The 14,333-nt window shown below is 73.7% G+C and carries 8 protein-coding genes and 1 pseudogene; 2 read left to right on the top strand and 7 right to left on the bottom strand.

All coding sequences use genetic code 11. The annotated features are described in order from the left end of the window. Positions 1-33 precede the first annotated feature (33 nt). The gene (gene secA / locus IHE55_RS18635; protein ID WP_197990054.1) at positions 34-2,883 is read right to left on the bottom strand and encodes a preprotein translocase subunit SecA; all 2,850 of its coding nucleotides are present in this window, start codon (positions 2,881-2,883) and stop codon (positions 34-36) included. Positions 2,884-3,277: 394 nt separating this feature from the next. Here secA and IHE55_RS18630 point away from each other — a divergent pair, with 394 nt between their 5' ends. Both IHE55_RS18630 and IHE55_RS18625 read left to right on the top strand, forming a co-directional pair. Next, positions 3,278-3,877, top strand: a complete 600-nt coding sequence (locus IHE55_RS18630) for a GNAT family N-acetyltransferase (protein ID WP_197990053.1) — start codon at positions 3,278-3,280, stop codon at positions 3,875-3,877. Positions 3,878-5,190: 1,313 nt separating this feature from the next. Then, positions 5,191-6,405: a winged helix-turn-helix domain-containing protein gene (locus IHE55_RS18625; protein WP_197990052.1), complete on the top strand. Its 1,215-nt coding sequence runs from the start codon at positions 5,191-5,193 to the stop codon at positions 6,403-6,405. Positions 6,406-6,619: 214 nt separating this feature from the next. On the opposite strand, the gene IHE55_RS18620 is transcribed toward IHE55_RS18625, so the two are convergent. The 6 genes and pseudogenes from IHE55_RS18620 to mtrA form a co-directional block, all read right to left on the bottom strand. Next, complete coding sequence (locus IHE55_RS18620; RefSeq protein WP_197990051.1) at positions 6,620-7,363, bottom strand: response regulator; 744 nt, start codon at positions 7,361-7,363, stop codon at positions 6,620-6,622. 221 nt (positions 7,364-7,584) lie between these two features. Continuing rightward, positions 7,585-8,274: a ribosome hibernation-promoting factor, HPF/YfiA family gene (gene hpf, locus IHE55_RS18615; RefSeq protein WP_197990050.1), complete on the bottom strand. Its 690-nt coding sequence runs from the start codon at positions 8,272-8,274 to the stop codon at positions 7,585-7,587. A gap of 311 nt (positions 8,275-8,585) precedes the next feature. Continuing rightward, positions 8,586-9,325 (bottom strand): annotated as a pseudogene (locus IHE55_RS18610) (ComF family protein). A gap of 480 nt (positions 9,326-9,805) precedes the next feature. Further along, on the bottom strand, positions 9,806-11,638 hold the full coding sequence (locus IHE55_RS18605; RefSeq protein WP_307826731.1) for an LpqB family beta-propeller domain-containing protein: 1,833 nt from the start codon (positions 11,636-11,638) through the stop codon (positions 9,806-9,808). Then, positions 11,628-13,616, bottom strand: coding sequence for an MtrAB system histidine kinase MtrB (gene mtrB / locus IHE55_RS18600; protein ID WP_197990048.1), 1,989 nt, complete (start codon positions 13,614-13,616; stop codon positions 11,628-11,630). The genes IHE55_RS18605 and mtrB overlap by 11 nt, the downstream gene beginning before the upstream one ends. Position 13,617: 1 nt before the next feature. After that, complete coding sequence (mtrA, locus tag IHE55_RS18595) at positions 13,618-14,295, bottom strand: two-component system response regulator MtrA (RefSeq protein WP_197990047.1); 678 nt, start codon at positions 14,293-14,295, stop codon at positions 13,618-13,620. Between the last annotated feature and the right edge of the window lie 38 nt (positions 14,296-14,333).

The raw sequence follows: 14,333 nt of genomic DNA, 5'->3' as shown, positions 1-14,333 counted from the left end.
CCGCCGCGGGCGGTGCCCCGCGCTCCGCGCGGGTCACTTCTTGCGGCGCCGGCCGCCCTTGCCCGCCTTGCGGCGCTCGGCGCGGGTGAGGCCGTCGGACTCCGAGGCGCGCGGGGCCGGCGGCTGGTCGGTGGCGAAGTCGCCCTCGACCACGCCGCCCTCGCCGTCCACGGTCGGGGCGGAGAAGTGCAGCCGGTCCGGACGCTGCGGGGCCTCCAGGCCCTTGGCGCGGATCTCCGGCCGGGCGCCGCCGGCCGGCGCCCCGGCCGCGACCGGAGCCTTGCCCTCCGCCTTCTCCAGGGAGGGGGCCGCCGCCTCGGCGCCCTCCTGGACCGGGACCTCCTCGACCTGCTGCTCGACCTGGACCTCCAGGTTGAACAGGTAGCCGACGGACTCCTCCTTGATCCCGTCCATCATGGCGGTGAACATGTCGAAGCCCTCGCGCTGGTACTCGACCAGCGGGTCCTTCTGGGCCATCGCGCGCAGGCCGATGCCCTCCTGGAGGTAGTCCATCTCGTAGAGGTGCTCACGCCACTTGCGGTCCAGCACCGACAGCACCACGCGGCGCTCCAGCTCACGCATGATGTCCGAGCCGAGCTGCTCCTCGCGGGCGTCGTACTGCCGGTGGATGTCCTCCTTGATGGACTCGGCGATGAACTCGGCGGTGATGCCCTCCCGGCCGCCGGCCTCCTCCTCCAGCTCCTCGACGGTGACCTGCACCGGGTAGAGCTGCTTGAACGCGCTCCACAGCCGGTCCAGGTCCCACTCCTCGGCGAAGCCCTCCACCGTCTCGGCCTGGATGTAGGCGTCGATGGTGTCGTCCATGAAGTGGCGCACCTGCTCGTGCAGGTCCTCGCCCTCCAGCACCCGCCGGCGCTCGCCGTAGATGACCTCGCGCTGCCGGTTGAGCACCTCGTCGTACTTCAGGACGTTCTTACGGGTCTCGAAGTTCTGCTGCTCGACCTGCGACTGGGCGGAGGCGATGGCCCGGGTGACCATCTTGTTCTCGATCGGCACGTCGTCCGGCACGTTCGCCATGGCCATCACCCGCTCGACCATCTGGGCCTTGAACAGGCGCATCAGGTCGTCGCCGAGCGAGAGGTAGAAGCGGGACTCGCCGGGGTCGCCCTGACGTCCGGAACGACCGCGCAGCTGGTTGTCGATACGGCGCGACTCGTGGCGCTCGGTGCCCAGCACGTACAGCCCGCCGAGCTTCTTGACCTCTTCGAACTCGGCCTTCACCGCGGCCTCGGCCCGCTCCAGGGCGGCGGGCAGCGCGGCGGCCCACTCCTCGACGTGCTCCACCGGGTCCAGGCCCTTGGCCCGCAGCTCGGACTCGGCGATCTCGTCCGGGTTGCCGCCGAGCTTGATGTCCGTACCACGGCCGGCCATGTTGGTGGCGACCGTCACGGCCCCCTTGCGGCCCGCCTGGGCGACGATCTGCGCCTCCCGCTCGTGGTGCTTGGCGTTGAGCACCTCGTGCGGGATGCCGCGCTTGGTGAGCTGCTGGGAGAGGTACTCGGACTTCTCCACCGAGGTGGTGCCGACCAGCACCGGCTGGCCCTTCTCGTGCCGCTCGGCGATGTCCTCCACCACCGCGGCGAACTTCGCGACCTCGGTCCGGTAGATCAGGTCGGACTGGTCCTTGCGGATCATCGGCCGGTTGGTGGGGATGGGCACCACGCCGAGCTTGTAGATCTGGTGGAACTCGGCCGCCTCGGTCATGGCCGTACCGGTCATGCCGGAGAGCTTGTCGTAGAGGCGGAAGAAGTTCTGCAGGGTGATCGTGGCGAGGGTCTGGTTCTCGTCCTTGATGTCCACCCCCTCCTTCGCCTCGATCGCCTGGTGCATGCCCTCGTTGTAGCGGCGGCCGGCGAGGATACGGCCGGTGTGCTCGTCGACGATCATGACCTCGCCGTCGATGACGACGTAGTCCTTGTCCTTCTTGAACAGTTCCTTCGCCTTGATGGCGTTGTTCAGGTAGCCGACGAGCGGGGTGTTGACCGACTCGTAGAGGTTGTCGATGCCCAGCCAGTCCTCGACCTTGCCGACACCGGCCTCGTGGATGGCGACGGTGCGCTTCTTCTCGTCCACCTCGTAGTCGCCGGTCTCCTCCAGGCCCTTCTGCGGGTTGGCCGGCTCGCCCCGCTTCAGCCGGGTGACCAGCTTGGCGAAGTCGCCGTACCACTTGGTGGCCTGGTCCGCGGGACCGGAGATGATCAGCGGGGTACGCGCCTCGTCCACGAGGATGGAGTCCACCTCGTCGACGATGGCGAAGTTGTGGCCGCGCTGCACCAGTTCGTCCTTCGACCACGCCATGTTGTCACGCAGGTAGTCGAAGCCGAACTCGTTGTTGGTGCCGTAGGTGATGTCGCAGGCGTACTGCTCGCGGCGCTGCGCCGGCGTCATGTTCGCCAGGATGCAACCCACGGTGAGACCGAGGAACTTGTGGACCCGGCCCATCATCTCGGAGTCGCGCTCGGCCAGGTAGTCGTTCACCGTGATCAGGTGGACACCCTTGCCGGACAGCGCGTTGAGGTAGGCGGGGAGGGTACCGACGAGGGTCTTGCCCTCACCGGTCTTCATCTCGGCCACATATCCCAGGTGCAGCGCGGCGCCGCCCATCAGCTGGACGTCGTAGTGGCGCTGGCCGAGCACCCGCTTGGCCGCCTCGCGGACCGTGGCGAACGCCTCGGGCATCAGGTCGTCGAGGGTCTCGCCGTCCGCGTACCGCTGCTTGTACTCCTCGGTGAGTTCGCGCAGTCCGGCGTCGGAGTAGGCCGCGATCTCCTCTTCGATGGAATTGACCTGGTCCGCGATGCGGTGCAGCTTACGCAGGATCTTGCCTTCGCCTGCACGCATGATCTTGTTGAGGACGGACACTTAGGCTGGCTCCTTGCCGGTCGGGCGTGGCACGGTCGGGTGCGCTGGCGCGGCATTATCGAGCGGCGCTGGCCCCGCCGCAACGGCCATCGTAAGACAGGACCCCGCCACGCCGGGAGGTCCGCCCGTCCGAAGACCGGGTGTCGCCTGTGCCCGTATCAACGCGCCGGGCGGCCCCAGGGTGCCCGATCAAGGTCCGGCCGCGGGGCCTGACCGCCCCCGGCCGGGGACCGCCCACCGCGGGCCGGGCAGGGGTGCCACGGGCGGGTCGGGGCCGCCGACACGCCGCCGCTGCCGCGAGCGGTCCGGGGAGCGGACCGCCCGCAGGCCGGTGACCGGGGGAAACCGGGGAAAAGAGGTCGCCGCCGGGCGCGCCGGGGACCACACTTCCGGCATGGAGCCCGTCACCCTCACCACCGAGCGCCTGGTCCTGCGCCCGCACACGCCCTCCGACGTGCCCGCGGTCCACGCTGCTTGTCAGGACCCGGACATCCCGCGCTGGACGAACGTTCCGTCTCCGTACACGCGCGAGCACGCCGAGGACTTCGTCTGCCGGATCGCCCCGCAGGGCTGGCGCGACGACACCGCCTATGACTTCGCCGTCACCACCCGGGACGAAGGGGTGCTGGTCGGCGCGGTCGGTCTGGTACGGCTGAACCTGCTGGCCGCCCCGGAACGCCAGGCCGAGCTGGGCTACTGGACCGCCAAGGAGCACCGGGGCCGCGGATACACCACCGAGGCGGGGCGCGCCCTGGCCCGGTGGGCCTTCACCGAGCTGGGCGTGGAGCGGCTGGAGTGGTACGCGGAGGTGGGGAACGCCGGGTCCCGGGCCGTCGCGCAGAAGATCGGCTTCCGGATGGAGGGCACCCTGCGGGCGCGGCTGCTGCACGGCGGGAGCCGGCGGGACGGCTGGGTCGGCTCCTCCTCCCCTCCGACCTGTGCCTCCCCTCCGCCACCCCCCTACCTCCCGGCCCCGCCCGCCACGACGGGCTGAGCCACCCCCGGCGGCCCGGGCGGGGCCCCGGCCGGCGCGACGGCCTGAGCCACCCCGGGGGCCCCGCCCGTAGCCGGGGCGAGACCGGCCCGGCCGGCCCGGCGGCCCGCGGCGCGCCGGCCCCCGGAGCCCGGCAGCCCCGAGGCCCGAAGGCGGGGCGCGGACCCGGGACCGGTCGGCACCGCGGCCGGACCGGTGAGCCGATGCCCGAAGTGGTCGGCCGAACCGGCGGGCGGCCCGGAACCGGCGGACCGATCACGCCGGACGGCCGGGCGCCCGGCTCACGACCCCGTCGCGGCGGACGGCCGCCGGACCATACGAAGACCCGAGGCGGACGGCTCCGTCCCCGCGGTCGGCCCACCCGGACCGGCAGGCGGCCGGGAACTGGCGAACCGACCACGTCGGACGGCCGGGCGACCCCGTCCCGGCGGAACCCCCACAGGGCCGGCGCCCGAGGGGCGGTTCGGGCCCACACAGTCGCGGCGGCGGCCGCGCGAGCGGCCGCCCATCGGACAGAGCGGACACACCTCGGGTGCGTGCCGGCCCGAGGCGGGGGCGGCCCAGCTGGAGGCGCCGGTACGGGCAGGCCCGGGCTCCGACCGGCCGGGGAGGGCACCAGCCCCTCTGTGAACGACCGACCGCGAGGAAGGGCCCCGACCCAGCCGGGCCTCGGCTCAAAGCCAGTACGGGTCGGTGCCGGGCGCCGACGGAGGCCGGTGCCGGTACACGGGGTCGGACCCCGTCGGTGTCAGCACGGGCCCCGGGGCATCGGCGCAGCCGGCCGAAGGCACCGGTACGGGCCCCCGCCCGGGCCTCGGTCCCCGACGCGAAGACACCGGCCCACCGGGCACGCCGCACACGCGGCACTACCCCGCCGCGAGTCGCCGACCGGGCATGCGCCACGCACCCGGGCATGAAGCCGCCGGCCGGCCCGGCACGCCGGGCACACGGCACATGCCCCGCGGGAAGAGACCGGCCCACCGGGCACGCCGGGCCCGCGACACACACCCCGGCCCGCGCTCCGGCCCGCGCTCCGGCCCGGGCGGAGGTCCCCGAAACGAGTGACCCCCACCCCGGCCGGCCCACCGCCACATCCCGGACGCCCGGCGAGCCCGGCCACGAGGTCGCCGTCCGGCGAGCCCGGAAGTCCTGCAAGTCCGGGCGTCCGCCCCGCGGCCGTAACCGGACCGCCACACGGCACCGCCGCCCCACCCCACGCCGCACGGCGCCCGCCGCACGCCCGGCGGGCACACCGCGCGCATCTCTCCCCCGCGCGGGCCGCGTTGTCGGTGGTGGCCTCTACCGTGTCCTCCATGACGAGCCCCGCCACGCCTGCCACACCTCCCGCACCCGCGCCCGAGCTGTCCCTCACCGCGGACGAGGCCCGCCGTATGGCACTGCGCGCCCAGGGCCTGCTGGGCGCCCCGGACCGCGCCGCCGGGGTGCGCGGCGTGCTGCGCCATCTGGGCGCGGTGCAGCTGGACACCATCTCCGTACTCGCCCGCTCGCACGAGCTGGTGCCGTACGCACGGCTGGGCGCGGTCGGCCGGACCGCGGTCGAGGAGGCGTACTGGTCCGTCGGCGACGGACCCGGGGGCGGCCCGACCGGCTTCGAGTACTGGTCGCACGCGGCGTGTGTGCTGCCCATCGAGGAGTGGCCGCACTTCGCGTTCCGGCGGCGCGCCTACCGTGCCCGCCCGCAGTGGTACCACGACCTGGCGGACGGGGCGTACGAGACGGTGATCGCCCAGCTGCGCGAGCGGGGGCCGCTGACCGCGACCGAACTGGGGGGTGCGAAGAACGGCGGCCCGTGGTGGGACTGGTCGGAGGCGAAGGTCGCCGTGGAGCGGGCCCTGATGTACGGCGAGGTGGTGTGCACCCGGCGGCGCGGCTGGAAGCGGGTGTACGACCTGGCCGAGCGGGCGGTGCCGGACACGCTGCTCCACGACGAGCTGGACGACGCCGAGTGCCTGCGCCGGCTGGTGCGGCTGGCGGGACGGTCGCTGGGGGTGGCCACCCGCGCCGACCTGGCCGACTACCACCGGCTCAAGGCGGAGCAGGTGGACAGCGTGATCGCGGACACCGGGCTGGTGCCGGTCGAGGTGGCCGGCTGGGGCAAGCCGGCCTGGGCCGACCCGGAGGCGCTGGCCGCGGTCTCCGCCAAGGGCGGGCGGCACCGCACCACCCTGCTGTCGCCCTTCGACTCCCTCATATGGGACCGGGCACGGACCGAGCGGATCTTCGGGTTCACCCACCGGCTGGAGGCATACGTGCCGAAGGCGAAGCGGGTGTACGGCTACTTCGCCATGCCGCTGCTCTCCGGCGGCCGGCTGCTGGGCCGGGTCGATCCGGCCCGCGAGGGCCGCACGCTGGTGGCGCGGCAGGTGTCGCTGGAGACTCCCAGGGCGGTGGCGCCGATGGCGGCGGCCCTCCGGGAGGCCGCGGAGTGGGTGGGCTGTGACGCGGTGCGGGTCGAACGCGTGGACCGCCCGGAACTGGCCGCCGCGCTCACCGCCGCGCTGGACTGACCGCCGGAAGCGGCCCCGTCACCCACCGGTCGCGGGGCCGCCGGCCGTCCCACGGGGCACGCGCCACAGCGGGGCCCGGCCGGCGCGGGCACACCCCGCCTGCGTCGCAACTCCGGTCCGGTCCGGGGGCGCCGGAGCCTCCGAGCCGGCCCGGCGCCGGACGCCGGAGCCTCCGAGCCGGTCCGGCGCCGGGGCGCGAGTCCGCGCCGGCGCGTCAGCGGATCTCCAGGATCTTCTCCCGCATCGCGTAGACCACCGCTTCCATCCGGGAGTGCAGCTGGAGCTTCTCCAGGATGTTCCGCACGTGGTTCTTCACGGTGTTCTCGCTGATGAACAGCTCCTTGGCGATGTCCCGGTTGTTCATCCCGGTGGCCACCAGCTTCAGCACCTCCAGCTCCCGGTCGGTGAGCCGCGGCGCCGGCACCAGACGGCGCTCGTCGGTGCGCTGGATCATCGACTTGAACTCGGTGAGCAGCTTGGACGCCATCGACGGGCTGATCTGCGACTGGCCGTCGGCCACCGCCCGGATCGCGGCGGACACCTCGTCGGTGGAGATCTCCTTGAGCAGATACCCCGTCGCACCGGCCTTGATCGCGTCGTAGAGGTCGGCCTCCTCGTCACTGATCGTCAGCATGATGATCTTGGCGCTGGGAGCCACTTCCTTGATCGCGGTGCAGGCCTCGATGCCGCCCCGCCGGGGCATGCGCACATCCATCAGCACGATGTCGGGGAGCAGGTCGGCCGCCTTGTCCACGGCCTCCGCCCCGTCCCCCGCCTCACCGACGACCTCGATGTCCTCCTCCTGGGCCAGGACGATCTCCAGGCCGCGCCGGAAGAGTTCGTGGTCGTCCACCACCAGCACCCTGATCGGTTCCGCGCGTGACCCGCTCCCGTCCGTGCCGGCGCCGGCCCGGTGGCCGCCGTCCGCACCGGCAACGGGCCCGAAGCTGTCCGCCATCGTTCCTCCCCCTGAAGGCCATGGCCCTGCTGTCCGCACATCGCTGTGCGACGTCAACCGGTCCGGTCTGTGCGCCGGTTGCGCTCGCAGCCATGATTTCATGCCTGGACAGCGCGGTGGTGCTGCCACGGGCGGCACACCGGTGCCCCGGGGGCGCACGGACGCCCCGGGGCACCTTCGAATCAGCCGTCGCACGCCGGTCGCATGCGGGGGCGCGCGCCTCAGGTGCCGAGCGACCCCCCGGCGCCGCCGGGCTCCTCGCCGACGAACTGCTCCGGCTCCAGATGGATGACGCCGTAGTCGTAACCGTGACGCCGGTAGACGACGCTCGGCCGCTGGGACTCGGCCTCGACGAACAGATAGAAGTCGTGCCCGACCAGTTCCATCTCGTACAGCGCCTGGTCGAGCGACATCGGGGCGGCCGCGTGGGTCTTCTCCCGCACCACCAGCGGACCCTCGCCCTGCACCTCCAGCGGCCCCATCCGGGTGGTCGGCACGGCGTCGGCGGCCGGCTCCGCGGCCGGCTGGCCGTGGCCGTTGATCCGGGCCGCCTCGGGCACCACCTGGGCCACGGCGCTCGCCGGGATACGGCCGTTGCCCCGCCGGGTGTGGCGCTTGTCGTGCTGCTTGCGCAGCCGTGCCTCCAGCTTGCCCGCTGCCAGGTCCAGCGCCACGTAGGGGTCCGCGGCGGCGGCCTCCGCCCTGATCACCGGCCCGCGGGAGCGAAGGGTGATCTCGACCCGGTCGGAACGGTCGGCCTGACGCGGGTTGTGCTCCTTGGACACCTCGACGTCCAGGCTGATCACCTTGCCGTCGAGCTTCTGGATCTTGTCCAGCTTCAGCTTCTCGGCCACGTGCTTGCGGAACCGCTCGGGCACCTCGGTCTTGCGGCCCTTGACGACGATGTCCACGCAGAACTCCGTTCCGGGGGCGCTCCGTCGTCGGAGAGGAGGCGGAGCGCATCCCTTGCTGCACCAGGCCCCGGAGATCTCCGGAGCCCCGACTTGGCGGCTTTCACTCCTCCTCCCCCAGCGACACCATTCCCATTCGCGTTTTTCAATCTTCCGGAAGGGAGGCGAGAAAGCGCACCAAGGGAACATCCGAGGCATACCCACCGGCATCCCTCACCACTGAACATAGCCCGCCCGGACGGGAGTCGGCACCCCCTTACCGGCACGAACCTCCACTCGTCTGCCAGCGGCCTCGTATGAGCTGCAACGATTTATGTCCTATTGGAGTTCCGGTTCCACACGAACGCAACCGGTGGTGCGGCCACCACCGCGGCGCCCGCCACGGGCCGGCTCACCGCCCGCACCGCCCGGGCGGCCTCCGCCAGCGTCGCCCCCGTGGTCACCAGGTCGTCCACCACGACCACCCGCCCCGGCGCCAGCAGCCGCGCCCCGCCCGGCACCACCTCCAGCGCCCCGGCGAGATTCGCCAGCCGCTCCCGGGCGCCCAGCCCGGCCTGGTCGGCCACCGGCCGGCGCTGCGCCAGCACCGGCACCACCCGCGCCGCCACCCGGTCCCGGCGCAGCACCCGGGCCGCGGCGAGGGCGAGGCGCCGGACCGGGTCGTGCCCGCGGGCCAGCACCGCCCGGCGCGCCGAGGGCACCGGCACCAGCAGCAGCGGCCCCGGCCCGTCACCCCGGCCCCTCCGGCCCGGCCCGGGGTGCCGCCCGCCTTCCGCACCGCCCCGGTCAGCGCCTCACCCAGCGGCCCGGCCAGCCGCAGACCGCCCCGCTCCTTGTGCCCCAGCAGCACCGCCCGCACCACGTCCGCGTACCCGGCCGCCGCGTACACCGCCGGCAGCCCGGGCGGCGCCGGCGACGGCCGCACCCGCCGGGCCCCACGGGCGCACAGCGCCGTACGGCACCCCTCGCACAACGGCGTCCGCGGCCGCCCGCACCCGGCACACCCGGCCGGCAGCACCAGCCCGGTGATCTCCTGCCACCACACCCGCATGGTCGCTCACCCCCGTGCCTCCACTGTCCCCCGGCGCCCCCGCGGGCGCCACCCCTGTGGACAACGCCCTGTGGACAACCACGGCACCAGCGGGAAACAGCAGGTCGGCCCGGGTCGGGCGGGCAGCCCGGACGAGGGCCGCCCCGGGCACGCAGCCCGGGGCGGACGACGGCCCCGGGCCGAACAGGGCCCGGGACCACGAGGGCCCGGGCTCGGCCGGCAGGGGACACTGCCGACGAGGCCCGAAACCACAGGAGCCCGGGCCCGGCCCACAGAAGGCAGGCCGATGAGAGGCCCGAGCCGCCCCGGCCCACACAGGGCCGGGCTCACACAGGCCGAGCCCACACAGGCCCGGGCCACAGAAGGCAGGCCTACGAGAGGCCCGAGCCGGCCCGGGCGGACCCGGGCCCACACGGGGCCGGGCTCACACAGGCCGAGCCCGCACGGGCCCGGCCCCACACAGGCCCGGCCCCACGGGGGTCAGCCCGGGTAGGCGGGTGCCGTCCCCACCTTGGCGACCGTCTTCCAGTCGCCGTTGGGAGGCAGCCGCACGATGCCGTCCATCGACTTGGCCAGCAGCGGCCGCGCCGGGTCCTCCGTCGCCGCCAGCGCGTCGGCCCGGTTCGGGGTGGGGGGCGAGGGCACATCGGCGTGCGACCCGTCGGTCTCCACGTACTGCAGCTGCTGCACGCCCTGCGACTCCCGGCCGGCCACCACCAGCCTGCTGCCGCCGGCCCAGGAGACCGCGTCCACGTCCTCCAGCTTCGGCGCGATGGCCCGCAGCCCCTCCACCGACAGCTGCAGTCCCTCCGGCGCCCGGTCGCGCTCGATCCGGCCCAGCAGCAGTCTGGTGTGCCCCTTGTCCCGGACCAGCAGCGCCACCCGCATCCCGTCCGCGGCGACCCGCAGCTCCTCGATGCGCCCCTCGCCGAGCCCGGACACCCGCACCGGCTCCGGCTCACCGATGCCGTCCCGCAGCCGCAGCAGACGCGGGCGCCGCGGGTCCCGGTCGGCCACCCACAGCCCGCCCAGCCCGTCCCAGGTCGGCGTCGACAGCCGCTGCCCGGGGTCGGCGGCGCGGCTGCGCAGCCGCGCCGGGCCGCGGTCCGCGCCCTCCCGCAGCTCCGCCACGTACAGCTCGGTGCCGTCCCGCGACACGCCGGCCGCCAGCCGCTCGTCCCGGGCCACCGCCAGCGACCCCAGCTGGGCGCCGTCGTCGCCGAACGGGCCGGGGACCGGCCGCGCCTTCTCGTCCCGGTCGGCCAGCCGCACCATCCGGTGCGCCTCGTCGATGAAGTACTGGTGCCCCCGGCTGCCGTTGTCGGGGCGGTAGCCGACCGCCACGTCCCGGGAAAGGGAGCACAGCTCGGAGCCGTCGGACCGCTCCAGACGCACCCCGCTGAGCTGGTTGGTCATCTGGTCCTGCACGGTGAACAGCACCTGCGCCGCCATCTGCCGGCAGCGCGAGCCGTCCACCCCGGCGGCCTGCCGGCTCAGCCGCACCTGCAGTTCGTCGGAGTCGTCCAGCGTCGGCCGGTTCGCCCCGCGCAGCTCGGTTCCGCGCGGGAACGCCGTCCGCACCACCGGGTCCAGCCAGCTGGTCGGCCCGTCCAGCAGCGCCCGCACACTAGTGCCCACCGGGTCTATGCGCTGGCGCAGGTAGACCGGGTCGGCGACGAGCACCGCGTCGTCCAGCCGCGACCTGCCGGCGTCCGGCCCCAGCTCCGCGAAGTAGTACTTGTTCACCGAGCGGTACAGGCGCTGGAAGTCCGCCTCCGTGATGATCAGCCCGGGCGGCGGTTCGTCGATCCGCCACTGGCCCTGCGACTTCGACACGTGGATGCGCTGCTTGAACGGCTTCTCCCCCGGCGCGTACGCGTGGTGGGCGTCCACCGTGCCCAGCTGGGTGCCGGTCACCTCCACCGTCACGCCCTCGCCGTCCCGGTCCCGGCGCGTCGCCAGGTCCGGGGCGTCCGCCAGGACCGTCATCGAGGCGAACGGGTCCCACTTGGACGCCACCGCCGGGGACAGGTACTCACGGGCGGTGGCGAAGGTCTCCTCGTCGCTGGTGGTGGCCTCCAGGAACCCGGAGACCAGGCCGGACGGCTGCTCCCCCTTGGCCGGGCTCACCCCGTAGACCTGCACCTGGGAGTCGTCCTCGCTGCGCAGCGAGGAGTCCACCCGGCTCACGTCCCCGCTGCCGGGCATCGACGCGCAGCCGGCCAGCACCATCACGCCGCAGGCCAGCAGCGCGGGCGCGGCGGCCCGGCGGCGGTGCGGCGCGCGGGGGAAGCGGTGTCGGTCAACGGCCACGGGGACGGCCCTCCGATCCGGTGTCGGTGGTGGAACGAATGACCCGGCCCGGCCCGCCGGGGACGGTGGCATCCGGTAGGGACGGGGCGGACGCACCCGGCGGCAGGGCCGGGCGTATCTGTCCCGGCAGCGCCTTCGGGCCGCCGCCCTGGCCGCCGGATCCCGGGGTGCTCCGGTTGCGGCGCGAGTCCTCCGGCTCCAGCGGGATCGGCGAGGTGCGCAGCGCGTCCCCGGCGGTACGCGGCAGGGTCAGCCGGAACTGCGAGCCGCCGCCGGGCTCGCCCCACGCCTGGAGCCAGCCGCCGTGCAGCCGCGCGTCCTCCTCGGCGATCGACAGCCCCAGCCCGGTGCCCCCGGTGGTACGGGCCCGCGCCGGGTCGGCACGCCAGAAGCGGTTGAACACCCGGGTCGCCTCCCCCGGCTTCAGCCCGACCCCGTAGTCCCGCACCGCCACGGCGACGGCGGCGTGCGAGGCGGCGAGCCGCACCACCACGTCCCGGCCCTCGCCGTGCTCCACGGCGTTGACCACGAGGTTGCGCAGCACCCGCTCCACCCGCCGGGCGTCGGCCTCGGCGACCACCGGGTACTCCGCGCCGCGGATCAGGATGCGGCTGCCCTTGCGCTCGGCGAGCGGTTCGGCACCGTCCACCACCCGGTTGACCACGTCGCGCAGGTCGATCGGCTCGGCCTCCAGCGCGGCCGCCCCCGCGTCGAACCGGCTGATCTCCAGCAGGTCGGCGAGGAGCGACTCGAAGCGGTCCAGCTGGCCGATGAGCAGTTCGGCGGAGCGCGCGGTCACCGGATCGAAGTCCTCCCGCGCCTCGTGGATGACGTCCGCCGCCATCCGGACCGTGGTCAGCGGGGTGCGCAGCTCGTGGGAGACGTCCGAGACGAACCGCCGCTGCATGCGGGACAGCTCCTCCAGCTGCTGGATCTTGCCCTGGAGGTTCTGGGCCATCTTGTTGAAGGACTCGCCCAGTCGCGCGATGTCGTCCTCGCCGGAGACCTTCATCCGCTCCTGCAGGAATCCGGCGGCCAGCCGCTCGGAGATCCGCGCGGCCATCCGCACCGGGGTGACCACCTGCCGCACCACGACCCAGGCGATCGCGCCGAGCAGGACCACCAGGAACACCCCGGCCGTGGCGAGGGTGCCCTTCACCAGGCTGAGGGACTTCTCCTCCTGGGTGAACGGGAACAGGTAGTACAGCTGGTACGGCTTGCCCTCGTTGTCGTCCAGCAGGGTGCCGATGACCAGCGCCGGCGCCGCCTCCGCGCCCTTGTGCTCGGGAACGATGGTGGAGTACTGCTCGAACACCTCGCCGCGCCTGACGACCTGCTCCCGGATGCCCGCGGGCACGCTCTTGGGCAGGATGTCGCCGGAGACCCGCGGGCCGCGGTTGGCGACGGACGGGTCCGCCGCACCGGCCGTCGGGGCGCTCAGCGCGACCACCGAGTACGACCCCTTGCCGCCGCTCGCCAGCTGGTGGACGAGGTTGTTCAGCCAGGTCGCCGCGTCCTGCTTCTGGCCGGCCGCGGCTCCCGCCTCGTCCTGGCGGCGGACGTCGGCGGCCTCCGCCATCTGCTCCGCGACCTCGAACCCGCCGGCGGCCTGCGCCTGCGCGGCGTGCCGCTTGGCGTCCAGCAGACCGTTCCGCACCTGCCCGATGACGACCAGGCCCAGCAGCAGCACCACGCCCAGCGACATCAGCAGGGTGGTGGCCACCACCCGAAGCTGGATGTTGCGCCGCCACAGCCGCAGCGCGGGCACCAGCGGACGCCGCACCCAGCGGCCGAACATCCGGACCAGCGGGTGCACCGGTCCCCCGGTCGCCCCGTCGGGCAGCAGCTGTCCACCGCTCCACAGCCTGCGCAGGAGCGGGATGTCGCCCGCCGGGTCCACCGGACGTCCGGTGGACCCGCTGTGCACCGCGCCGTCGCCCGGTGCGCCGGGCCGCGGAGCGGAGCCGTTCCCGGACATGTCAGCTCGGCCCGGCCTTGTAGCCCACGCCGCGTACGGTCACCACGATCTCGGGGCGCTCCGGGTCCTTCTCGACCTTGGAGCGCAGCCGCTGCACGTGCACGTTGACCAGACGGGTGTCGGCCGCGTGCCGGTACCCCCACACCTGCTCCAGCAGCACCTCGCGGGTGAACACCTGCCACGGCTTGCGGGCCAGCGCCACCAGCAGGTCGAACTCCAGCGGGGTCAGCGCTATCGACTGCCCGTCCCGCTTCACCGAGTGCCCGGCCACGTCGATGACCAGGTCACCGATGGTCAGCTGCTCGGGCGCGGGCTCCTCGGAGCGCCGCAGCCGGGCCCTGATCCGGGCGACCAGCTCCTTGGGCTTGAACGGCTTGACGATGTAGTCGTCGGCACCGGACTCCAGACCGACCACGACGTCGACCGTGTCGCTCTTGGCGGTGAGCATGACGATCGGCACGCCGGACTCGGCACGGATGAGACGGCACACCTCGATGCCGTCCCGTCCGGGCAGCATCAGATCGAGCAGCACCAGATCCGGCTTGGCCTCGCGAAATGCGGCCAGAGCCTTGTCCCCGTCCGAGACGAACGACGGTTCAAAGCCTTCGCCGCGCAGCACGATGCCGAGCATCTCTGCCAGTGCGGTGTCGTCGTCGACGACAAGGACACGTCCCTTCATATCGACATCATCCCATTTTCGCATCCGGTCGATAGACG

The sequence above is a fragment of the Streptomyces pactum genome, from assembly GCF_016031615.1.
Classification (GTDB): Bacteria; Actinomycetota; Actinomycetes; order Streptomycetales; family Streptomycetaceae; genus Streptomyces; species Streptomyces pactus.
The sequence above is the reverse complement of the archived record's forward strand: the minus strand, read 5'-3'. Positions and strand labels throughout refer to the sequence as shown.

Excerpts from the sequence above, each read along its gene's own strand:
- IHE55_RS18630 (WP_197990053.1), top strand. The coding sequence starts at position 3,278 with ATGGAGCCCGTCACCCTCACCACCGAGCGCCTGGTCCTGCGCCCGCAC.
- IHE55_RS18625 (WP_197990052.1), top strand. The coding sequence starts at position 5,191 with ATGACGAGCCCCGCCACGCCTGCCACACCTCCCGCACCCGCGCCCGAG.
- IHE55_RS18620 (WP_197990051.1), bottom strand. The coding sequence starts at position 7,363 with ATGGCGGACAGCTTCGGGCCCGTTGCCGGTGCGGACGGCGGCCACCGG.
- mtrB (WP_197990048.1), bottom strand. The coding sequence starts at position 13,616 with ATGTCCGGGAACGGCTCCGCTCCGCGGCCCGGCGCACCGGGCGACGGC.
- mtrA (WP_197990047.1), bottom strand. The coding sequence starts at position 14,295 with ATGAAGGGACGTGTCCTTGTCGTCGACGACGACACCGCACTGGCAGAG.